Raw genomic sequence first — 21,006 nt, forward strand, 5'->3', positions numbered from 1 at the left:
GAAATGGACAGCTATTTAGGAAGTATCAAAAAGCAATTCCTGTATTACAAAATGCTTGGAGAAAAAGCAATGGAACAATTACAGGAAGAAAAATTATTCTGGCAGTATAGCGAGGAAAGCAACAGTATTGCCATTCTTGTCAATCATATTGCAGGAAATATGTTATCACGATTTACGGATTTCCTGACCACAGACGGGTAAAAGCCCTGGCAAAACCGTGATGCGGAGTTTACCAACCCGTTTCAGAATAAAGCTGAATTAATGGCGCATTGGAATAAAGGTTGGGACTGCCTGATAAATGCTTTAAACCAACTTACGGAGGCAGATTTAGAGAAAATAATTTATATCCGAAATGACGGTCATACGGTTACCGAAGCGATTAACAGGCAATTGGCTCATTATCCTTATCATATCGGACAAATGGTTTTTATAGCCAAAATGCTGAAAAATGAAGACTGGCATACTTTATCCATTGCCCGTAACAAATCGGCAGATTATAATAACCAAAAATTTTCGCAAGAGAAAGACAGACGACACTATACCGATGATTTATAAAGAACTCCATTATGATTATAAGTAAACAAAATAGCACTCATTATCAATGGGGCAACCATGTAATACAGTTTTCCGCTTATGGTGTAATAAGACAGCTTTCCGATGGAACGATACCGCTGCAAGGATTGATTGCTTATTTTTAGCATTTGGAGTAGGTCCTGATTGTCCAATAATTCTTCCCCATCAATACTGTTACGCTTCTTTTGCAAATCATTTATATGGTCACTAAGGATATTGAAACGCTCCATGATACGTTCCATCCACGCCACAAATTCAATTTTGTCGATATTCATAATGGTACGCTTTTAATTATTGTCTGATTTCAGCTTTCTACCTTTCTTGATATAGCTTTTGCCTTTTTCCATCAGCTCCTGTACAAATCCGTCACAGCTTTGAATAGCATTGGCGTTCAACATATTTTTGATTGTTCCTATGGTGTAGAAATACTGTCCGTAGATTTTCGAATATGTTATTTCACCTTTGGTACGCATACGCCATAAGGTTTTCTCGCTAATGTGCAGGTATTGACATACCTCATGGTTATTAAGCCATAGATCGTCATAGTTTTTGTCTTCTTGTTTTTGAGATAGTCGGCAATGGCATTTATACGGCTGTTGAGCTGTTGCCAGGCCTCTTCTTCGATAGTTATTATTTTCATTGCACAGCTTTTAAATGTTCACTATGCAAAATTGTAAAAGCTGGTAGAGTTTGTCTGCCAAGCCTTGCCAATTGGTTTGGCAGTTTTTTGAAATTTTTAATATACACGTAAAACGGTTAGTTAATAAAGTTTTGCAGAGATTAGGGAAGTTTAGATTGGAATTTTGCCAATTGGTAGATATGGGCAAAAAAAATAGCAGTACGGTTCAGGTACTGCTTTTAATTATTCTTCATAAATAATCTAAACGTCTTTGTCCATATATTCTTCGAGCGATACTCTAAGCTGATCTAAAAATACAGTACGGGAACCTGCCCTTGTTTTCATACGATGAAATGAATGGTGGAGGTCGTTTAATGATACATTAAAAACTACCTGAGCAATCATGCTTAGTTTCCTTATTCCTATTTTTCCATGTGAAACTGCCCTTGATGCATACACCGCATATATAAGTTCTATAAGTGCATTTTTACTACTTGTCCAAAAGATGTCTTTCGTTGTTTTTTTTATCTTTAAAAATAGCATCCTCAATCGATTCGATTTTAAGATGCAAATAATTTAGGAGTAGATCGTTGGCTATTATACGTGCAACTTTATAATCGTAATAAGTTGAAAAGTGGAGGTCAATTTCAAAAACAAAACTGTTCATTGAAAGTGAGTGAAGTTAGCACCATTACCAAATCGTTACCTACAGTGATGCGCCCTAACGTAATCTACTCTATATGAACTTGCTTAGAGTTTTCTGATGTTTTTTTAAAAAAAAGACTGATCTCTCTTTCTGTTAACTTGCTCAAACCATTTGTGAACCTATATGTACTGATACAGTAATTACATCATCATTAATAAAACTTGATTTAATATTAATTGAATCAGTTTTATAGTAGCTTTCAAAGTTTATAAAATCAGGGTATAAAGTTTCTAATTCGCTTTTATTCTCTAATTTTAGAGCCTCAAAAAAACGTTTTGTAAATAGTTCAGATTCCTCTTCATTTTTAGAATTTTGGCAAGATATAAACACTAAACTTACTACTAAATACATCACACTTTTTTTCATGATAATAATTTTTTAGTTCATTTTTTTTATTAAAAATATTAATTTTTAATAAAAAAATAACTTTTAAATATAAATAAAAACTATTTAATTATTAAACTCAAGCCATTGAATATTAAGATGTCTTAATTATATCATATCTTTGCCCTGAAACAACACAAATACAACTTCATGAGTTCTGATACCAGCAAACGCTATAGCCTTAGGGGTGTTTCTGCCGCTAAGGAAGATGTGCACAATGCCATTAAAAATATAGACAAGGGGCTGTTCCCTAAAGCATTCTGTAAAATTGTACCCGATTACCTTACAGGCGATAATGACTACTGCCTGATTATGCATGCCGACGGTGCAGGCACAAAATCATCATTAGCTTATATGTACTGGAAAGAAACGGGCGATATATCGGTATGGAAAGGTATAGCACAGGACGCTCTGATTATGAATATAGATGACCTGCTATGTGTGGGCGCCACAGATAACATAATGCTTTCCAGCACTATAGGGAGAAACAAAAACCTTGTGCCGGGCGAAGTTATTTCTGCTATAATTAACGGTACGGAAGAACTGATTGAAGAGTTGAAAGGATTTGGCGTTACCATACATTCCACAGGGGGCGAAACTGCCGATGTGGGCGACCTGGTGCGCACCATAATAGTAGATTCCACCGTTACAGCGCGGATGAAGCGCACAGATGTAATTGACAATGCCAATATCAGCCCCGGCGATGTAATTGTAGGGCTGGCTTCCTTTGGGCAGGCTACTTATGAAAAAGAGTATAATGGCGGTATGGGCAGTAACGGTTTAACCTCGGCACGGCATGATGTATTCAGCAACTACCTTGCGCAACAATACCCTGAAAGTTTTGATGCCTCGGTGCCTGCCGGACTGGTTTATTCAGGAAATATAAAACTGACCGATACCGTAGAGGGCAGCCCTTTAGATGCCGGAAAACTTGTACTCTCCCCTACCCGAACCTATGCACCCGTAATTAAAAAAATACTTGAAAAATATACGGCAAAAGATATTCACGGCATGGTGCATTGCAGTGGTGGGGCACAAACTAAAGTACTTCACTTTGTAGAGGATGTACACGTTATAAAAGACAATCTTTTCCCGGTTCCCCCGCTGTTTAAATTAATACAGGAGCAAAGCGGCACCGACTGGAAAGAAATGTATCAGGTTTTTAACTGCGGCCACAGGATGGAGCTATATGTTCCCGAAAATATCGCCCAGGATATTATTACCATATCAAAATCATTCGATATTGATGCCCGGATTGTTGGGCGTGTTGAGCCTTCAGATAGTAAAAAACTTACCATTACAAGCCAGTACGGTACTTTTGAATATTAATAAAATCCGCTTTTAGCGGATTTTTTATTTTACCATAAATATATTATGCCGATTATACAACCCGATGAATTGCGAAACCTTTATAAGCAGGAAGCAGATTTTATAATTATACATGCCGGAAACGGAGAAAAGGCCAGGGCGAATTATAAACATCAACACCTTGATAAAGCCTTTTATATGGATTTGGAAACCCAGCTCGCCGCACCCAAAATAAACCCAGCAAATGGCGGCAGGCATCCGTTACCTGCCACAGAGGATTTTTCTAAACTCTTAACCCAATATGGGGTTCAAAAAAACAGCCATGTAATACTTTATGATGAGCATAATGGCGCAAATGCTGCGGCAAGGCTATGGTGGATGCTAAAAGCGGCAGGGATAGTGAATGTACAGGTAGTAAACGGTGGTTTTCAGCAAGCCGTAAAGCATGGTGTGCCTGTTAATAATATAATTGTAAATCCTGAAGAAGCCAATCAGTTTATATTTAATGACTGGGCATTGCCTATAGCCGATATGCAGGAAGTGGAAATAGCTGTAAAAAGCAATGAGCAGCTTATAATTGACGTTAGGGACAGTGAACGTTTTCTGGGCCTGAAAGAACCACTGGATTTAGTTGCGGGGCACATTCCAAACGCCATCAACATTCCTTTTAAAAGCAACCTTGATTTAGATGGTAATTTTTTACCCGATAAGGAATTAAAGAAAAAATATGAAGAAGCGATAAAAAATATAAAACCGGAAAATTGTATAGTTCATTGCGGGTCGGGTGTTACTGCCTGCCATACTTTGCTGGCTATGGCCAGTGCCGGTATGCCTCTTCCAAAATTATATACAGGTTCCTGGAGCGAATGGTCAAGAAATAATAAGCCTATTATAACCAAAATGTGAGTTCATGAAAAATCCCCTATAATAAGGGGATTTTACTTTATTGGCATTTTTGGGGGCAAAAGCCAAATAAAAAGCATTAATAAACTTACTTTTACAAAAGTATAACATTTATTTTATTAATTGTTATAATACAGACACTTTATCCTTATAAAATTTAACATAAATAAAAAAGCTCCCTTAAGGGAGCTTTAATGCAATATAAAATAGTTAACTGCTATTTATATAGCAGCAACATGCTTAGTTAATTTCGATTTAAGGTTTGAAGCCTTATTAGCATGGATTATATTTTTCTTTGCTAATTTATCAATCATAGAGATAACTGAAGATAATTTCTCTGAAGCGTCATTTTTATCAGTTGACATACGTATAGCTTTAATAGCGTTACGTGTAGTTTTATGCTGATACTTGTTCAACACTCTCTTCTTTTCGTTACTCCTTATCCTTTTTAATGCTGACTTGTGATTTGCCATTGTTTTAAAATATCTTATTACTTAAAATTGTAGTCCATAGGGGAATCGAACCCCTGTTACCAGAATGAAAATCTGGCGTCCTAACCCCTAGACGAATGGACCATTATGTCAAAAAAAACTTTCGTAGCCCGTAAGGGAATCGAACCCTTCTTACCAGAATGAAAATCTGGCGTCCTAACCGATAGACGAACGGGCCGTCTTGCTTCTGTAATGCGGATGCAAAAATACAACTATTTTTTATTCGCACAATAGCAGAAACAAAATTTTTCAACTTTTTTTAGTATGCCTTTGCAAACAGTACCCTGCCTTTAGACGGAGCACCTGTAAGCACACAGTTTCCTGCCTCCTCTGCCCTGTTTAAAGGTATGCAGCGTATGGTGGCTTTTGTAAGTTCCTTAATTTTTTCTTCTGTTTCAGGTGTACCGTCCCAGTGGGCTGAAACAAAGCCGGTTTTGTTTTCAAGCACATCTTTAAACTCCTCAAAACTATTTACCTCTGTTATATGGCTGTCCCTGTACTGTAAAGCTTTTTCAAAAAGTGATTTTTGCATTTCTTCCAATACATCCTGTATGTAAGTAACTACATCAGCAGCTATAATCGTCTGCTTGGTAAGGTTATCCCTCCTTGCCACTTCAAAAGTGCCGTTAGCAAGGTCGTTAGGCCCTATGGCCACGCGAACAGGAACACCTTTAAGCTCATATTCATTAAATTTCCAGCCGGGCTTATGGGTAGTCCTGTCGTCAAACTTAACCGAAATACCAAGTTTCCTGAGCCTGCCCATTAACTGCTTCGCTTCCTCGGAAATTGCGGCAAGCTGTTCATCCCCTTTGTAAATAGGTACAATTACAACCTGTATAGGTGCCAGGTTAGGCGGCAGTACCAACCCATTATCATCGCTATGCGTCATAACCAGGGCACCCATTAATCGTGTGGATACTCCCCAAGATGTTGCCCATACATAGTCCTGCTTTCCTTCCTGGTTGGCAAACTTAACATCAAAAGCCTTTGCAAAGTTCTGCCCTAAAAAATGAGACGTACCTGCCTGCAAGGCTTTACCGTCCTGCATAAGCGCTTCAATACAATAAGTTTCCTCAGCACCTGCAAAACGTTCATTCGCAGTTTTTACACCTTTTATTACGGGTATAGCCATAAAGTTCTCGGCAAAATCGGCATATACATCCATCATTTGCTCTGCTTCCGCTACCGCTTCTTCTTTGGTGGCGTGGGCAGTGTGCCCTTCCTGCCATAAAAACTCCGCAGTCCTTAAAAACAGCCTTGTTCTCATTTCCCAGCGCACTACGTTTGCCCACTGGTTAACAAGAATAGGCAAATCACGGTAGGACTGAATCCATTTCCTGTAAGTATCCCATATAATAGTTTCTGATGTTGGGCGCACAATTAGTTCTTCCTCAAGTTTTGCATCCGGATCTACCTCTATGCTTTTGCCGTCCTCACCTGTTTTTAGCCTGTAGTGGGTAACCACTGCACATTCTTTGGCAAAGCCATCCACGTGGCTGGCTTCCTTGCTAAAATATGATTTGGGTATAAATAGCGGGAAATAGGCATTTTGATGGCCTGTTTCCTTAAACATCCTGTCCAGTTCGGCCTGCATTTTTTCCCATATTGCATAGCCATAAGGTTTTATTACCATACAGCCCCTTACGCCTGAATTCTCGGCAAGGTCTGCTTTTACAACCAGTTCATTATACCATTTTGAATAATCTTCGGCCCGTGTGGTTAAATTCTTGCTCATTTTATTTAGATTGGCACAAATATTGTTTTATTTTATAAGAAATAGTTTGGCAAAACTAACTATTTTCAACAGTTCAACAATAAAAAAAATGCAGAGATATGAAAACTGATTACTTCAACCTACGGCAAATTTCCCTTTATACAATTTTAGGGATGCTTGGCCTTACTATAACGTCATGCAGCTCATACCGCAATACCTCATCATATGATACAGATGGCATTTATGGCTCGGTACCACATGATAATAATGGCGAACCGGTATATACTTATAACGATGGACAGGTTCAGCAATACAGGGATGGCGAAGTGTCCGGCCAGAATATGAATTACAAAGCTTATTTCAATTCTCTGCAAAACCAATATCCGGCAACTGCCTTTACCGATGTTGAAGAATACAGTTCCTACGATAATGATACAATAGCAAATGAAGGCCAAAGCTATAGTGTGTATAATTCCTATCCTGCATGGGGCCAGGAATCTGATAATGTAACCGTAAACCTTTATGGCAACTATGGGTACGGCGGCTGGAACAACTGGTACAATCCTTACTGGGGTTGGGGTTGGAATAACTGGTACAGCCCGGGATGGAGCATCGGATGGTATGGCGGCGGCTGGGGATGGGGCCTTGGCTGGAACAATTGGTACAACCCGTATTGGGGTTGGGGATGGAACAACTGGTACCATCCATACCACTCCAATTATTATAACAGGTATAATTATAATTACGGGTCAAGATCTACAGCTTACTATAACGGAACCCGGGATTCTTACTACAATGGCAGGAGGTCATCAAACTCGGCACGCTACAACAGCGGCAGGGCAGTAACTAACGGCAGGAGGTTTAACAACACCTCTAACACCGTAAGGACAAGGGGAAATGTGCAGTATAATAATGGCACACGCAACAGCAGCAGCAATTCCCGCGACATCTATAATAATTCTTCAAGAAACAATAACAATAGTTCCCGCAGTATATACAATAACTCATCCAGAAGCAGGAGCACCCCAACCCGTAGCAGCGGTACTGTAAGCCCTTCACGCAGCAGTGGCGGCTTTGGCGGCGGAAGGTCCGGCGGAGGTTCACGCGGTGGCGGTGGCTCAAGAGGCGGTGGCGGTGGCCGCAGGGGTTAAAACATACTAAGTCCCATGTTTTTAAAAAACAGGCATGGGATTTTATTTTATAAAATAAAAAGCAGTTATGAAAAAATATTTATTGTTTGCCTTTTTTATTCTCTCAGCGGTTTCTTTGTATGCGCAAAGAGATGAAAATACTGCCGCCGATGCAGTGCGCTATGCTATTGACAACATGAATGGTACAGCACGGTTCCGTTCTATGAGCGGGGCGTTTGGTGCTGTTGGTGGAGATGTTTCCTCTATGACGGTTAACCCGGCAGGATCAGCAATTTACAATTTCAACTCCGGCACAGGTTCCTTAACCAGCTATAATATCAGCAACAATTCTAATTATTTTGGTACTAAATCAAAAGAAAATGACAATGCTTTTGAGCTAAACCAACTGGGTGCGGTTTTCGTTTTTAACAACACCAATCCCGATTCGTTTATGCAAAAGTTTACACTTGGTTTTAATTACGACAATACCAATAATTTTGACAACAGTATATTTTCTAAAGGCGTTAACCCTACAAACTCCATTAATAACTACTTTTTAAGTTATGCCAATGGTTTTGACGGTGTGCAGGCTCCGAGTGTAAGTACCTTGGAAAATTCCTATTTTGAAGATTTACCTTTTGGTTACCAGCAGGCATACTTAGGTTATTATGGATTTGTTATTAACCCTAATACCGACCCTGCAGGGCTTCCGTATGTTGCCAATGGGCCCAATGGCGGGAATTATTACCAGGAAAATTATCTTCAAACCTCAGGCTATAATGGTAAGGTCGCATTAAGCTTTGCCACCCAGCTAAAACAACGCCTGTATTTAGGTGCCAATATTAATGTGCATTTTACAGATTATATACAAACAACAAGCATTTTTGAAGATACCAATAATCCAAATGTAACAGGACTGCAGTCAATAAGGTTCAATACCGAAAAATATACGTATGGTGGCGGCGTTTCATTTAACCTTGGGGCAATATATAAAGTAACCGAGCAGTTTCGTGCCGGCGTGGCTTATGAGTCGCCAACCTGGCTTACCCTGCAAAATGAGGTTACCCAGAGCTTAAGGTCATACTGCCCGGAATGCAGCACCAACAATGATACTTTTATTGTTAACCCGCAGGTAACAATGGTATCTGATGATTATACTATTAAAACCCCATCTAAATGGACAGGAAGCCTTGCCTATATTTTTGGCAGGAGCGGCCTTTTGAGCGTTGATGCATCTATTAAGGATTACAGTAAAACAGAATACAAAAGTTCACGCTATAACGGACTTAATGACCAACTGTCTGATCAATTGGGTTATGCCGCCGAAGTGCGTGTAGGTGGCGAAGTACGCATAAAAAATGTAAGCCTAAGGGGCGGTTACCGCTTTGAGCAAAGCCCTTATGAAAACGGCCGTACCATGGGCGACCTTTGGGGCCTTTCGGGTGGGCTTGGTTTTTCTTTCGGGGGCTCAAGGCTGGATCTGGCCTATTCCTATTTTCAACGTAAAATGGAAGTACCTGTTGTATCCGCCGGCTTTACAGATGCAGCAAGGGTAAAGAGTGATAACAATAATGTTACCCTTTCCTATACTTTAGACCTGTAATTTTTTCATCTTACTTATATATCCGGTAAAACCATTTCTTTTAAGGAAGTGGCTTTACCTTTTTACATGCCCCTAAATTTTAACGGGTATATACCCATGCCTGTAAATAAAAAGCGTAATTTTGCACTCCAATTTTTTCAGTTATATGAGAACCAAGTCGTTAAAGAAGAATAAAATCAATGTTATAACCCTGGGCTGTTCTAAAAACGTGTATGACAGCGAAGTGCTTATGGGGCAGCTAAAAGCCAGCGGCAAAGATGTGGCACACGAAGCACCCGCCCATGAGGAAGGGAATATTATAGTAATAAACACCTGCGGTTTTATTGATAATGCAAAGGAAGAATCGGTTAACATGATACTGAATTATGTTGATAAAAAGGAACAGGGAATTGTAGATAAGGTTTTTGTAACTGGCTGCCTTTCTGAAAGGTACAAGCCTGACCTGCAAAAAGAAATACCCAATGTTGACCAGTATTTCGGTACAACCGAACTGCCATTGCTTTTAAAAGCCCTGGGTGCTGATTACAGGCACGAACTTTTGGGTGAACGCCTTACTACTACCCCAAAAAATTATGCTTACCTTAAAATTGCCGAAGGTTGCGACAGGCCCTGCAGCTTTTGCGCCATACCGCTTATGCGTGGCAAGCATGTGAGCCAGCCTATTGAAAAGCTGGTTAAAGAGGCCGAAGGGCTTGCTAAAAACGGAGTTAAGGAATTAATTTTAATTGCCCAGGACCTTACCTATTACGGCCTTGACTTATACAAAAAACGCAATCTTGCTGAATTACTGGAAAATCTTGTAAAGGTTGAAGGCATTGAGTGGATTCGCCTGCATTATGCATTTCCTTCCGGTTTCCCTATGGATGTACTGGAATTAATGGAACGTGAGCCTAAAATTTGTAACTATATAGATATACCGTTGCAGCACATTTCGGACAACATACTTAAATCAATGCGCCGTGGTACAACGTATGAAAAAACTACCAATTTGTTAAAGCAGTTCCGTAAGGCAGTGCCCGGAATGGCCATAAGGACTACACTGATAGTAGGTTACCCCGGCGAAACCGAGGAAGATTTCCAGATACTTAAAAACTGGGTGGAGGAAATGCGATTTGAGCGTTTAGGCTGCTTTACCTATTCGCATGAGGAAAACACACATGCCTACCTTCTTGAAGATGACGTGCCAGCCGAAGTGAAACAACAGCGTGCTAATGAAATCATGGAAATCCAGTCGCAAATTTCATGGGAGCTTAACCAGGAAAAAATCGGCCAGGTATTCCGTTGTATAATAGACCGTAAAGAAGGTAATTATTTTGTTGGCCGGACAGAGTTTGACAGCCCCGATGTTGATAATGAGGTTTTAATTGATGCCTCTGTAACTTACTTAAAAACAGGTGATTTTGCAGCCATAAAAATAACAGATGCCACAGAGTTTGACCTTTACGGCATTCCGGCAAACGCTTAACAAAACGATTTTGCTTTTCATTTAAAAAAGCCATAAGTTTGGTATATTAATATGCGTCACATGAAAAAAAGTTTTTTATATATAGCAGTAGCTTTGTTTGCACTTGCATTTTCAATACCTGCGGTAGCGCAGGTTAGCAGGTCAATCGGCAGGGAACAATACAAACGCTCCAAAAGCAAAAATGAAAAGGTTGATTTTGTAGAGCAAACCGTTTTATATTTAAAAAAGGAATTAACCCTTGATGATTTCCAGTTTGCAGCCGTTAGGGAAATCATAGAAGAACAAAGGAGTGCTTTTACTGCATTAGGCGAGGCAAAAGATATGCACCCGAACGAGAAGCGCGATAAGGCAAGGGAAATTTATGATAAAATAGACCAGCGCATACTTCCCATACTTTCAAGGCAACAGACTGAAAAGTATCTGGAAATGAAAGAAAAACGTAAGTTATAGTACCAAAAGCGCATGCTGCCTTAAAACAGTAATGGGCTTACTGAACCAAAAAAGCTCGAAGTCCTCAAATTGGTTTTCAAAATCCTGCTTTGCCTTTGCATAAGTAATTATATTTTCATTACCCACATAAGCTAAATCCAGAAAGCCACTTAGCCAATTTGCTTTTTCTTTATCAAGTTGAATACTGTAAGTTTCTTTCCTGTCATGAAATGTAAATGATGCCATTTCAAAACTGCGCCCTTTTTTGCTTTTGATATAATATTCGGTAATTGGCTTTCCGCCTGTCCATACAAGTTTAGCCGAAGGTTTTATGGCAAAGCCTGCATCTTCCTGCAATATATTATAAATATAGTCGTGGTGTATTTTGGTTTTAGGCACTTTAAAATCAAACCAGTCCTGCAGGGGATAATCAAAGCAGATGCCGTGCATGTAATTAAACAGTGACTTTTTTAAGCCATAACTGAACTTATCGTGATTTGCTCCTGTACTATCGGTAAAAAGTATGTCGTTATTTGCAAATGTTCCTGCAATATCACTGTCTTTAACCACCCCGAATTTTTCCGGTTGCATCCCAACAGGGCTATGTGCTGTCATGGCAAACTGGTGCCAGAAGCCCGATTGCAATATACCCAGTTCAAACATTTGCCGCACCATTTCCAGTGAGTCTATAGTTTCCTGAATGGTTTGTGTAGGATAACCATACATTAAGTAGGCATGTACCATAATCCCGGCATCGGTAAAATTGCGGGTTACACGCGCTACCTGTGCCACTGTTACACCTTTTTGTATCAGTTCCAGCAATCTGTCTGATGCTACCTCCAGCCCGCCCGAAACCGCCACACAGCCCGATGCTTTTAAAAGCCTGCATAAATCGGCTGTAAAGCTTTTTTCAAAACGTATGTTTGTCCACCATGTTACCGCAAGGCCACGCCTCAAAATTTCGAGGGCAAGCTCGCGCATAAGTGCCGGTGGTGCTGCCTCATCTACAAAATGGAATCCCGTTTGCCCCGTTTGTACCATAAGCTGCTCCATACGGTCAGCCAGCAGTTTTGCAGCAACAGGCTCGTATATTTTAATATAGTCTAATGAAATGTCGCAAAAGGTGCATTTGCCCCAATAACAGCCATGCGCCATTGTAAGCTTATTCCATCGCCCGTCGCTCCACATACGGTGCATAGGGTTTACAACCTCAATAACAGATATATAATTATTTAAGGGTAGCCCTGTATAATCAGGCGTACCTGTTTCTGACTGCTTGTAATCCCAGCATCCTGAATTATCTATATATTTCAGGGTGCCATCTATCAGTGTAAAAGTGCGCTTAAGCGTATCGGCTCCTCTCCTGCCTTCAATATGTTCAACAAGGCACTCTATCGGTGCCTCGCCGTCATCAAGGGTAATAAAATCAAAAAATTCCATTACCCGCGCATCGGCAAGGGAACGCAGCTCAGTATTTGGGAAACCACCGCCCATGGCAGTTTTAACCCCCGAGAAGTTTTGCTTTATGTATTGCGCACTGCGGAAAGCGGAATATAAGTTACCCGGAAAAGGCACAGAAAAACAAACCAATGCGGGCTGCTCCTTTTCCACATAATCATGCAGCAGCCTTAAAAGCAATTCATCTATATATGTGCAGGGTTGCTGAAGTGCTGCATACAACTCATCAAAACTGTTGGCAGAACGGCCCAGCCTTTCGGCATAGCGGCTAAAGCCAAAATGAGGGTCTATACACTCTACTATAAAATCTGATATATCTTCCAGGTATAGTGTTGCCAAATGCTTGGCTTTATCCTGTGTACCCATAGAGCCGAAAGCCCAGTCCAGTTCATCAAGCTGCTCAAAGCGCGATGCTTCCGGCAGGAAATCTTCCTGACATATAAGATGTGAAAGCGTTGGATTGTTTCCCTGAAGGAATAAAATAACCGCATCAATTGTTTTTATGTACTCGTTTTTAAGAGAATATATGCGCTTTGCATTAGCTGACATTTGTTTTTCAGCAGATGCGTCAATTATCCCAAACATATCTGTTAAGCCCTGTTTTGAAAACAGCTTTAAAATAACCTCAATACCCAAATCAGCCTGAACGGCCGATATACCTTTGGTGTTTAAAAAACCTTTTAAATAAGCCGTTGCCGGGTAAGGGGTATTAAGCTGTGTAAAAGGCGGGGTTATTAAAAATAGTTTGGCTTTCAAATCAATGGGTTTAAGTGTGCAAAAGTAGCTGATATTTAGCTATATTTATAATACATATAAAGCCTACAATGAAAAAAGTTGTTTTATTATTTATTATACTCTCCACTTATATTGGATTTGCACAGAAAACCAGCAATATGTTTTTTGAACTTAGTTTTGTTATGGAAACGGCACAATTTAAAAAAGCAGAGATTTACCTTTTATGCAGTAAAGGCGCAGTCAGCGTCTGGGAATGTAATTACAGTTCCGAAAAAATATCACCCATACATACAAAGGTAAAATTGCAGGGCAACTATAAATATATTGTTGGCCCTCCCGGGTTTTTAGCCACTATATGCATAACAAAACCCCATAAAAATAGCTTCGGGCTAGAAATAACTGAAAATTATTTTATACGGCTGGATGATACCATAGAAATAAACAATAACTCTGTTACTGCCGATTTAGGCACAATAGAACTTAATTACAGCTATCCGTTTATTTACGTGCAAAATTTAAACGGTAAATTAGTGCCAAAGCGAAATTTATCTCCAAAAAGCTGGGACAGGAACCTGCTCAGTGAAATGCTAAAATGGACGCGTGTGAAGAAGGCCGAATAACCTTTACATTTTAAAGCTATTTCGCTAACTTTACAGGAAAATATAACGCAATGCCATCAGACTGTATCAGCTATCAAAACTCAGGATATTTTACACCCTTAATTGTTGATTACCTTAATCAAAAAGAGAACCTGAAAGAGCTGTATAACCGTTTCCCTTCTATAGAAAACTTTAAAGAGCAGATAAAAGAGAAGCAGCAAAATTATAACTCTGGTTTCCGTAGTATACTTTCAGGCGTATTACAGGAACAATATAAAAACACTGACACCTCTGCCCTTACACAAAAAAACATTAGTCTTTTAAAGGATGAAAATACTTTTACCATAACCACCGGGCACCAGCTTAACCTTTTTACAGGGCCTTTATATTTTTTATACAAAATTGTTTCCACTATCAATTTAACGGAGCAGCTAAAAATTCAATACCCTGATTATAATTTTGTACCTGTTTACTGGATGGCTACGGAAGACCATGACTTTGAGGAAATAAATTATTTTAATTTCAGGGATAAAAAAATAAAATGGGCAAAGGAAAGCTCCGGGCCTGTAGGCAGGCTCAACACAAATGGGCTGGATGCCGTGCTTACTGCTTTTACTAAAGAAATGGGCGCAGGCGACAATGCGAAAACGCTTACTGCCCTTTTTGAAAAAGCCTATATAGAACATACAAATCTTGCTGATGCCACCCGTTATCTCGCGAATGCACTTTTTAGCGAAAAAGGGCTGGTAATTATTGATGCTGACAATAAAGAACTTAAAAAACTTTTTTTACCGCATATAAAAGAAGAGTTGCTGCACCAAACATCACATACCAAAGTAGCGGAAACGGCATCTTTACTAAAAGAATATAATATACAGGTTAACCCAAGGGAAATAAACCTTTTTTATATTGAAGACAATCTCAGGGAACGTATTATTTTACAGGATGGTACTTATTATGTAAACAATACACAACTCCAATTTACCCAGGAGGAAATACTGGATTTGGCAGAAAGCAATCCTGAACGATTTAGCCCTAATGTAATAATGAGGCCGCTGTACCAGGAAGTAATATTATCCAACCTTTGCTATATTGGTGGGGGCGGAGAAATAGCTTACTGGCTGGAACTAAAATCCTACTTTGATGCAGCCAAAGTTACATTTCCTATATTATTATTACGTAATTCTGTTTTACTGGCTACAAAAAAGCAGGCCGAAAAACTGGATAAACTGAATTTAACCTGGAATGATATTTTCAGCAGGCAACAGGAATTGCTAAACCAAAAAATCAAGGAATATTCCAAATTTGAACTTGATTTTTCGGAACAGAAAGACTTTTTAAAAAATCAATTTGAAAAGTTAGCCGCAACTGCACAAGAAACCGATGCTTCCTTTTACGGTGCCGTTATGGCACAGCAGACAAAACAGCTTAAAGGACTTGACAATCTTGAAAAGAAGTTAACCCGTGCAGAAAAACGTATACATGCCGATAAACTGGCCCGTATAGCCGAATTGCAAAACCAACTTTTCCCGGGGCAGGGGCTACAGGAGCGAAAGGTAAATTTTTCTGAATTTTATCTGGAATTTGATGGTGCATTGCTGGAAAGGCTATTTACAGAACTTAAACCGCTTCAACAGGAATTTAATGTAATAGTACTTTAATGCGCAAAACAGTAATAATTATTTAAAATTATTAATTTAAAAACCCCTACTTTTGCACCAAATTTAAAAACGACTATGGCAACAAACAGGACATTTACAATGATTAAGCCGGATGCTGTTGAAAAAGGGCACATTGGCGGTATTTTATCAATGATTACCGAAGCCGGTTTCAGGGTAGTATCATTAAAGTTAACACAACTTACAGTAGCAGATGCCCAGGCATTTTATGCTGTGCATAAAGAAAGGCCTTTCTTTGGTGAACTTGTTGAATTTATGACAAGAGGCCCAATAGTAGCTGCTATACTTGAAAAGGAAAATGCAGTTGAGGATTTCAGGAAATTAATAGGAGCTACAAATCCTGCCGATGCTGCCGAAGGTACAATCCGTAAAAAATATGCTACATCTGTAGGAGAAAATGCTGTTCACGGTTCTGACAGTGATGAAAATGCCGCTATTGAAGGTGCTTTCCACTTTGCAGGCAGGGAGCAGTTTTAATAAAATCTCGCAAGTATAAAAAAAGAGCCGCTTAAAAAGCGGCTCTTTTTTTATCGTAATATTACATCTTTAACTACTTCCCTGCCTAATTCTTCATTAATCATTTTTATTATCTTTTCCCTTCCATAGCTTAACTCTTCCCGCAATACGGCCGAAGTAAGCTCTACATATAAAATATCATTTTTAAGCAGTATTTCGCGTGTGTAATTATTTACTCCATTACCCATTAGGTTTTTCCACGCTTCACGCACATCAATTTTATCCATGCCCTTTTGCAGGTTATTTACCTGTATAAACTCTTTAAGCACATCGCTGATTGACGTATTATCGTTTAAACGCTTTGCCATTACTTTATACTGAAAGGTTGCGGTTTTTTATAATGATATTCAATATCCTGCTCATTCCTTAACACAAGCTGCTCTTTATCAAGCTTTACTATTTGCTCTTTCCACTTTGCATAATCTGTAGTATAGCTTATATAAGTTTTATCATCCTGCTGGAGTATAACTATATTTTCAGAAAGCCCATTTACTTTATAAGAACCATCAAACTGAGGCATTACCTTCTTTCTGATTCCCTTTTTATCTTTAAGCTCAAAATAATCAATCACAGGGTTTACTTTATACTCTTTTTCTGAGCCATCAGGCATTACAGCCTCTTCAATTTCCCAATAACCATTTAAATAATCGAGATTTTTTTCGTCAATCTTATGGCTGCATGAAATGCAGACTAAAGCTATGAATACTGCAACAACTCTCATCAAATTACTATTTAAAAAAAGAATCTACAAACTCATATTTATTAAAAACTTGTAAATCTTCTATACCCTCACCAACACCAATATATTTTACAGGAATTTGAAACTGGTCTGAAATGCCTATAACAACGCCGCCTTTTGCAGTACCGTCAAGCTTTGTAACCGCTAATGAAGTAACTTCTGTAGCTGCAGTAAAGTGCTTGGCCTGCTCAAATGCATTTTGCCCTGTAGAGCCGTCCAAAACCAATAAAACATCATGAGGCGCATCACCCACCACTTTTTGCATTACCCTTTTTACTTTAGTAAGCTCATTCATCAGGTTTACTTTGTTATGCAATCTTCCTGCGGTATCAATAATAACAATATCTGCATCCTGCTTAACTGCCGACTGTAATGTATCAAAAGCCACCGATGCAGGGTCACTACCCATTTGCTGCTTTACTATGGGCACATTAACCCTGTCAGCCCAAATCTGTAACTGGTCTATAGCTGCTGCCCTAAAGGTATCTGCTGCACCAAGCACCACTTTATGCCCGGCTTTTTTAAACTGGTGCGCAAGCTTGCCTATGGTTGTGGTTTTACCTACACCGTTAACGCCAACCACCATTATTACATACGGTTTTTTATTGGCCGGAACCTCAAAATCTGTTGCTTCACCAATATTGGTTTCAGAAAGCAGCCCGGCTATTTCCTCCCTTAAAATCTGGTTAAGCTCATCGGTGCCTAAGTACTTATCTTTGGCTACACGCTCTTCAATCCTTTCAATAATTTTAAGCGTTGTATTAACCCCCACATCAGATGAAACAAGTACTTCTTCAAGGTTATCAAGCACCTCATCATCAACCTTTGATTTTCCTGCAACAGCTTTAGATAGTTTAGAAAAAAAGGAGGTTTTTGTTTTTTCAAGGCCCTTATCCAGGGTTTCTTTCTTTTCGGAAGAAAATATCTTTTTAAAAAAATTCATAGATGTAATAAGTCGTTTTTTCCGATGGTAAATATAGAAAATAAAAAAGCTACTTTCTGTACAAGAAAGCAGCTTTTCTATATATTATGTAACTGGATGTTATTTCTTTTTAAGAAAATTATCCACATCTTCAGGAGGCATAACGCTCTCAACAAAAGTATAGGCACCTGTTTTAGGAGACTTTACCATCTTGATAGCTTTAGTTAACCTTTTTGAAGATGTTTGTAACGTTGCTACGGTTTTCTTTGCCATGACTCAATAAATTATTTAATTTCTTTATGAACAGTCACTCTCTTCAAAATCGGATTAAACTTTTTAATCTCTAATCTGTCCGGAGTATTTTTTTTGTTTTTTGTAGTGATATACCTTGAAGTTCCCGGTAATCCGGTAGCTTTGTGTTCGGTACATTCTAAAATTACCTGGATTCTGTTACCTTTCTTTGCCATCTTAATTATATATTACTTTAAGGAAAGGATTATTTTATAAACCCTTTTGCTTTAGCTTCTTTCAAAACTGCAGCAATTCCGTTTTTGTTAATTGTCTTGATAGTAGAAGCGGCTACCCTAAGAGTTATCCACCTGTCTTCTTCAGGAAGATAAAAACGCTTCTTCACTAAGTTTACACTAAACTTTCTTTTAGTCTTGTTCATTGCGTGGGAAACGTTATTTCCAACCATCGCTTTCTTACCTGTAAGGGCACAAACTCTTGACATTATTTCTCGCTTTTTATATCGTTATTTCAAAAAATCAGGGTGCAAAGTAACAAAAAATAAATCTATTACACAAACACATACAATCAGTTTTTTACAATTTCCTGATAAATTTTTTCCAATGCCTTGTTTGCTGCCCTATCGATAACTTTTTCACGAGGCTGCCCAAAATTAAATTCCTCACTACTAACTCCTTTTGGGGTTGCAATAGCTATAAAAACAGTCCCCACCCCGGCATCGGAATCGCCTTTTGCAGGCCCTGCATTGCCTGTGGTTGCTACCGCATAATCCGCTTTAAAAATTTTTCTTGCATTTTGCGCCATAGCCTCGGCAACCTCAGCACTTACAACACTATATTTTTTTATGATATCTTCAGGCACATCAAGCACTTCGCTTTTAGACTTTGTGGCATAAGTTACCATACCGCCATTAAAGTATACAGATGAGCCCGGAATACTTGTTATTAACTGCGCTATTTTACCTCCCGTACAGCTCTCTGCAACAGCTATAGTATTATTACGTTTGGCCAGTTCCCTGCCTATAACTACTTCAATCGTTTCATCTTCATCGTAGCCTACAATTATGTCAGCAATAAGTAATTTTAGCTTTTCGATTTCTGCATTAATGCTGCTTTTTAAAAAATCCTCATCTATCCCTCTTGCCGTTAAACGGAGCCTCACCCTGCCCGGGCTGGGCAGGTAGGCCAGTCTTATAAATTCCGGCAGGTTATCTTCCCATTCTTCAATACGCTCTGCCACAACACTCTCTCCCTGCCCATAAGTAAGCAATGTCTTATGTACAATATACGGCCTTTTAAATTTCGATATAAGGCGCAGCAGCACTTCTTTTTCCATTATATCCTTCATCTCATAAGGCACGCCGGGAAGCGATATAAAAACTGTATTTTCCTTTTCCATCCACATTCCCGGGGCAGTACCCACACGGTTAAAAAGCACTGTACATTTTGAAGGAACAAGTGCCTGGTCCTTATTCATTTGTGAAACGGGGCGCTGCAATACTTTTTCAATAAGCTGGGTTACGTGTTCAAGCACCTCATTATCTACAATTAACTCATCCTCAAAGTAATCGCAAAAGGTTTTCTTGGTAATATCGTCTTTAGTAGGCCCAAGCCCTCCGGTAATCACAACAACGTCCACCCGGTTCTGCAAAGCCGCCAGCGTATTGCTGATATGTTCCCTGTCGTCGCTTATGGAAAGCATTTCATGTACTCCAATACCAATTTTATCAAGTGATTTTGCAATATAAGATGAATTGGTATCAACTATCTGGCCGATAAGTATCTCATCGCCAACGGTAACTATAGCAGCCTTCATAACAACTATAAATTAAAATCTTTTTTTAGTTCCTTTACCGTAAGGTTAATATATCCCTTAAGGCTTTTCACCACATCCTTAATTTCCTTTTTCTTTCCTTCGGCCCTTGTCCAGTTTTCAATGGTTACTACATCTTCATAAGCCATATCCATTCCCATAAGGTCCAGCGTTGGTTTTATTTTATGGGCTGCATGGTACACCCTGCTGTAATCCTTTTCCTTAAGCCCCTCTTTAATATTATGCATTTCTGCAGGTACTTCTTCTGTAAAAAGCACCACTATCTGCTTTGCAAATTCTGCATCATTATCAGAAATTGCATATACTTTGGATAAATTATAATTTATAGCCATTACTTTACCTGTATCCTGAATAATTTTTTGTTTTGTATAAAGCCTTCAAGCACATCTCCGGAATTAACTTTTGCTACCCCTTTAGGCGTTCCTGTAAACAATATATCTCCAGTCCTTAATGTAAAATATTTTGAAGCATACGCTATCAGCTCATCTATTTTCCAAAGCATATGGGCCGTATTGCCTTGCTGTACTACATTCTCATTATTGGTAAGGTGAAAATCAATAGCATCAAGTGATTCAAATTCTGACTTTGATATAAAGTCACCCACAACAGCAGAACCGTCAAAAGCCTTGGCTTTTTCCCAGGGTAAGCCTTTAGCCTTTAATTGTGATTGCAGGTCGCGCGCAGTAAAATCAATACCAAGCCCAATTTCATCATAGTATTTATGGGCAAACCTGGCATCAATATACTTACCAACTTTATTGATTTTTACCAGTACCTCAACCTCATGGTGCACATCATTGCTAAACTCAGGAATGACAAAAGGAAACTGTTTTTGCAGTAAAGCCGTATCCGGTTTCATAAAAATTACCGGTTCTTCCGGCCTTTCATTTTGCAGTTCATTTATATGGTCGGCATAATTCCTGCCTATACAAATAATTTTCATAACTAACT

General features: G+C 39.1%; 23 protein-coding genes, 2 tRNA genes and 3 pseudogenes. 10 read left to right on the top strand and 18 right to left on the bottom strand.

The annotated features are described in order from the left end of the window. Positions 1–3: 3 nt before the first annotated feature. Positions 4–555, top strand: a pseudogene (locus GSF09_RS12330) (DUF1572 family protein). Here GSF09_RS12330 and GSF09_RS12335 read toward each other — a convergent pair. From GSF09_RS12335 to GSF09_RS12350, 4 genes and pseudogenes are all read right to left on the bottom strand, one after another. After that, the gene (locus GSF09_RS12335; RefSeq protein ID WP_236564885.1) at positions 537–848 is read right to left on the bottom strand and encodes a DNA-binding protein; all 312 of its coding nucleotides are present in this window, start codon (positions 846–848) and stop codon (positions 537–539) included. The pseudogene GSF09_RS12330 and the gene GSF09_RS12335 sit on opposite strands and share 19 nt — an antisense overlap. A gap of 12 nt (positions 849–860) precedes the next feature. Then, positions 861–1,213, bottom strand: a pseudogene (locus GSF09_RS12340) (helix-turn-helix domain-containing protein). A 240-nt stretch (positions 1,214–1,453) separates the two neighbouring features. Next, positions 1,454–1,859, bottom strand: a pseudogene (locus GSF09_RS12345) (RteC domain-containing protein). Between the two features lie 141 nt (positions 1,860–2,000). Beyond that, on the bottom strand, positions 2,001–2,264 hold the full coding sequence (locus GSF09_RS12350; protein ID WP_159801892.1) for a hypothetical protein: 264 nt from the start codon (positions 2,262–2,264) through the stop codon (positions 2,001–2,003). Positions 2,265–2,432: 168 nt separating this feature from the next. On the opposite strand from GSF09_RS12350, the gene GSF09_RS12355 reads away from it, so the two are divergent. Then, positions 2,433–3,611 (top strand): AIR synthase related protein, encoded by a 1,179-nt coding sequence (locus GSF09_RS12355; protein ID WP_159801895.1) that lies wholly within the window; start codon positions 2,433–2,435, stop codon positions 3,609–3,611. Positions 3,612–3,656: 45 nt separating this feature from the next. After that, positions 3,657–4,496 (top strand): sulfurtransferase, encoded by an 840-nt coding sequence (locus tag GSF09_RS12360; protein WP_236564886.1) that lies wholly within the window; start codon positions 3,657–3,659, stop codon positions 4,494–4,496. 218 nt (positions 4,497–4,714) lie between these two features. On the opposite strand, the gene rpsT is transcribed toward GSF09_RS12360, so the two are convergent. From rpsT to proS, 4 genes are all read right to left on the bottom strand, one after another. Beyond that, positions 4,715–4,966 carry a 30S ribosomal protein S20 gene (gene rpsT / locus GSF09_RS12365; RefSeq protein WP_159801898.1) on the bottom strand — a complete coding sequence of 84 codons (252 nt, stop codon included), beginning with the start codon at positions 4,964–4,966 and terminating at the stop codon, positions 4,715–4,717. 30 nt (positions 4,967–4,996) lie between these two features. Beyond that, positions 4,997–5,068, bottom strand: a tRNA-Glu gene (locus GSF09_RS12370). A gap of 22 nt (positions 5,069–5,090) precedes the next feature. Then, positions 5,091–5,162, bottom strand: a tRNA-Glu gene (locus GSF09_RS12375). An 81-nt stretch (positions 5,163–5,243) separates the two neighbouring features. Further along, positions 5,244–6,719 (bottom strand): proline--tRNA ligase, encoded by a 1,476-nt coding sequence (proS, locus tag GSF09_RS12380; RefSeq protein ID WP_159801901.1) that lies wholly within the window; start codon positions 6,717–6,719, stop codon positions 5,244–5,246. A 98-nt stretch (positions 6,720–6,817) separates the two neighbouring features. On the opposite strand from proS, the gene GSF09_RS12385 reads away from it, so the two are divergent. From GSF09_RS12385 to GSF09_RS12400, 4 genes are all read left to right on the top strand, one after another. Beyond that, positions 6,818–7,849, top strand: a complete 1,032-nt coding sequence (locus GSF09_RS12385) for a hypothetical protein (RefSeq protein WP_159801904.1) — start codon at positions 6,818–6,820, stop codon at positions 7,847–7,849. Between the two features lie 67 nt (positions 7,850–7,916). Then, positions 7,917–9,431 (top strand): outer membrane protein transport protein, encoded by a 1,515-nt coding sequence (locus GSF09_RS12390; RefSeq protein WP_159801907.1) that lies wholly within the window; start codon positions 7,917–7,919, stop codon positions 9,429–9,431. A 145-nt stretch (positions 9,432–9,576) separates the two neighbouring features. Next, a complete protein-coding gene (gene rimO, locus GSF09_RS12395) occupies positions 9,577–10,896 on the top strand; it encodes a 30S ribosomal protein S12 methylthiotransferase RimO (RefSeq protein WP_159801910.1) in 1,320 nt (439 codons plus the stop codon). A gap of 60 nt (positions 10,897–10,956) precedes the next feature. Next, positions 10,957–11,346 carry a hypothetical protein gene (locus GSF09_RS12400; RefSeq protein WP_159801913.1) on the top strand — a complete coding sequence of 130 codons (390 nt, stop codon included), beginning with the start codon at positions 10,957–10,959 and terminating at the stop codon, positions 11,344–11,346. On the opposite strand, the gene GSF09_RS12405 is transcribed toward GSF09_RS12400, so the two are convergent. After that, on the bottom strand, positions 11,341–13,539 hold the full coding sequence (locus tag GSF09_RS12405) for a radical SAM protein (RefSeq protein WP_159801916.1): 2,199 nt from the start codon (positions 13,537–13,539) through the stop codon (positions 11,341–11,343). The two genes, GSF09_RS12400 and GSF09_RS12405, sit on opposite strands and share 6 nt — an antisense overlap. Positions 13,540–13,607: 68 nt before the next feature. Between GSF09_RS12405 and GSF09_RS12410 the strand changes: the two genes are divergently transcribed. The 3 genes from GSF09_RS12410 to GSF09_RS12420 all read left to right on the top strand — a co-directional run bounded on the left by GSF09_RS12410 (position 13,608) and on the right by GSF09_RS12420 (position 16,273). Then, positions 13,608–14,138: a hypothetical protein gene (locus GSF09_RS12410; RefSeq protein ID WP_159801919.1), complete on the top strand. Its 531-nt coding sequence runs from the start codon at positions 13,608–13,610 to the stop codon at positions 14,136–14,138. A gap of 50 nt (positions 14,139–14,188) precedes the next feature. After that, the gene (gene bshC, locus GSF09_RS12415) at positions 14,189–15,778 is read left to right on the top strand and encodes a bacillithiol biosynthesis cysteine-adding enzyme BshC (RefSeq protein ID WP_159801923.1); all 1,590 of its coding nucleotides are present in this window, start codon (positions 14,189–14,191) and stop codon (positions 15,776–15,778) included. Between the two features lie 75 nt (positions 15,779–15,853). After that, positions 15,854–16,273 carry a nucleoside-diphosphate kinase gene (locus GSF09_RS12420; protein ID WP_159801926.1) on the top strand — a complete coding sequence of 140 codons (420 nt, stop codon included), beginning with the start codon at positions 15,854–15,856 and terminating at the stop codon, positions 16,271–16,273. Between the two features lie 50 nt (positions 16,274–16,323). Here the strand turns inward: GSF09_RS12420 and GSF09_RS12425 are convergent, their stop codons facing one another. The 9 genes from GSF09_RS12425 to GSF09_RS12465 form a co-directional block, all read right to left on the bottom strand. Continuing rightward, positions 16,324–16,620 (bottom strand): DUF721 domain-containing protein, encoded by a 297-nt coding sequence (locus tag GSF09_RS12425; protein WP_159801929.1) that lies wholly within the window; start codon positions 16,618–16,620, stop codon positions 16,324–16,326. Continuing rightward, positions 16,620–17,033 carry a hypothetical protein gene (locus GSF09_RS12430; protein WP_159801932.1) on the bottom strand — a complete coding sequence of 138 codons (414 nt, stop codon included), beginning with the start codon at positions 17,031–17,033 and terminating at the stop codon, positions 16,620–16,622. Before GSF09_RS12430 ends, GSF09_RS12425 begins: the two co-directional genes overlap by 1 nt. 7 nt (positions 17,034–17,040) lie before the next feature. Beyond that, positions 17,041–17,994, bottom strand: a complete 954-nt coding sequence (gene ftsY, locus GSF09_RS12435) for a signal recognition particle-docking protein FtsY (RefSeq protein WP_159801935.1) — start codon at positions 17,992–17,994, stop codon at positions 17,041–17,043. Between the two features lie 99 nt (positions 17,995–18,093). Further along, the gene (locus tag GSF09_RS12440) at positions 18,094–18,246 is read right to left on the bottom strand and encodes a DUF4295 domain-containing protein (RefSeq protein WP_159801937.1); all 153 of its coding nucleotides are present in this window, start codon (positions 18,244–18,246) and stop codon (positions 18,094–18,096) included. A gap of 11 nt (positions 18,247–18,257) precedes the next feature. Then, positions 18,258–18,440, bottom strand: a complete 183-nt coding sequence (gene rpmG, locus GSF09_RS12445) for a 50S ribosomal protein L33 (RefSeq protein WP_159801940.1) — start codon at positions 18,438–18,440, stop codon at positions 18,258–18,260. Positions 18,441–18,469: 29 nt separating this feature from the next. After that, positions 18,470–18,706, bottom strand: coding sequence for a 50S ribosomal protein L28 (rpmB, locus tag GSF09_RS12450; protein ID WP_135218024.1), 237 nt, complete (start codon positions 18,704–18,706; stop codon positions 18,470–18,472). A gap of 83 nt (positions 18,707–18,789) precedes the next feature. Next, a complete protein-coding gene (locus GSF09_RS12455; RefSeq protein ID WP_159801943.1) occupies positions 18,790–20,037 on the bottom strand; it encodes a competence/damage-inducible protein A in 1,248 nt (415 codons plus the stop codon). A gap of 5 nt (positions 20,038–20,042) precedes the next feature. Further along, positions 20,043–20,387 carry an Hpt domain-containing protein gene (locus GSF09_RS12460; RefSeq protein WP_159801946.1) on the bottom strand — a complete coding sequence of 115 codons (345 nt, stop codon included), beginning with the start codon at positions 20,385–20,387 and terminating at the stop codon, positions 20,043–20,045. Continuing rightward, positions 20,387–20,998, bottom strand: coding sequence for a fumarylacetoacetate hydrolase family protein (locus GSF09_RS12465; RefSeq protein WP_159801949.1), 612 nt, complete (start codon positions 20,996–20,998; stop codon positions 20,387–20,389). The genes GSF09_RS12460 and GSF09_RS12465 overlap by 1 nt, the downstream gene beginning before the upstream one ends. Positions 20,999–21,006 lie beyond the last annotated feature (8 nt).

Source organism: Flavobacterium sp. MK4S-17 (genome assembly GCF_009848495.1).
Classification (GTDB): domain Bacteria; phylum Bacteroidota; class Bacteroidia; order Flavobacteriales; family Flavobacteriaceae; genus Flavobacterium.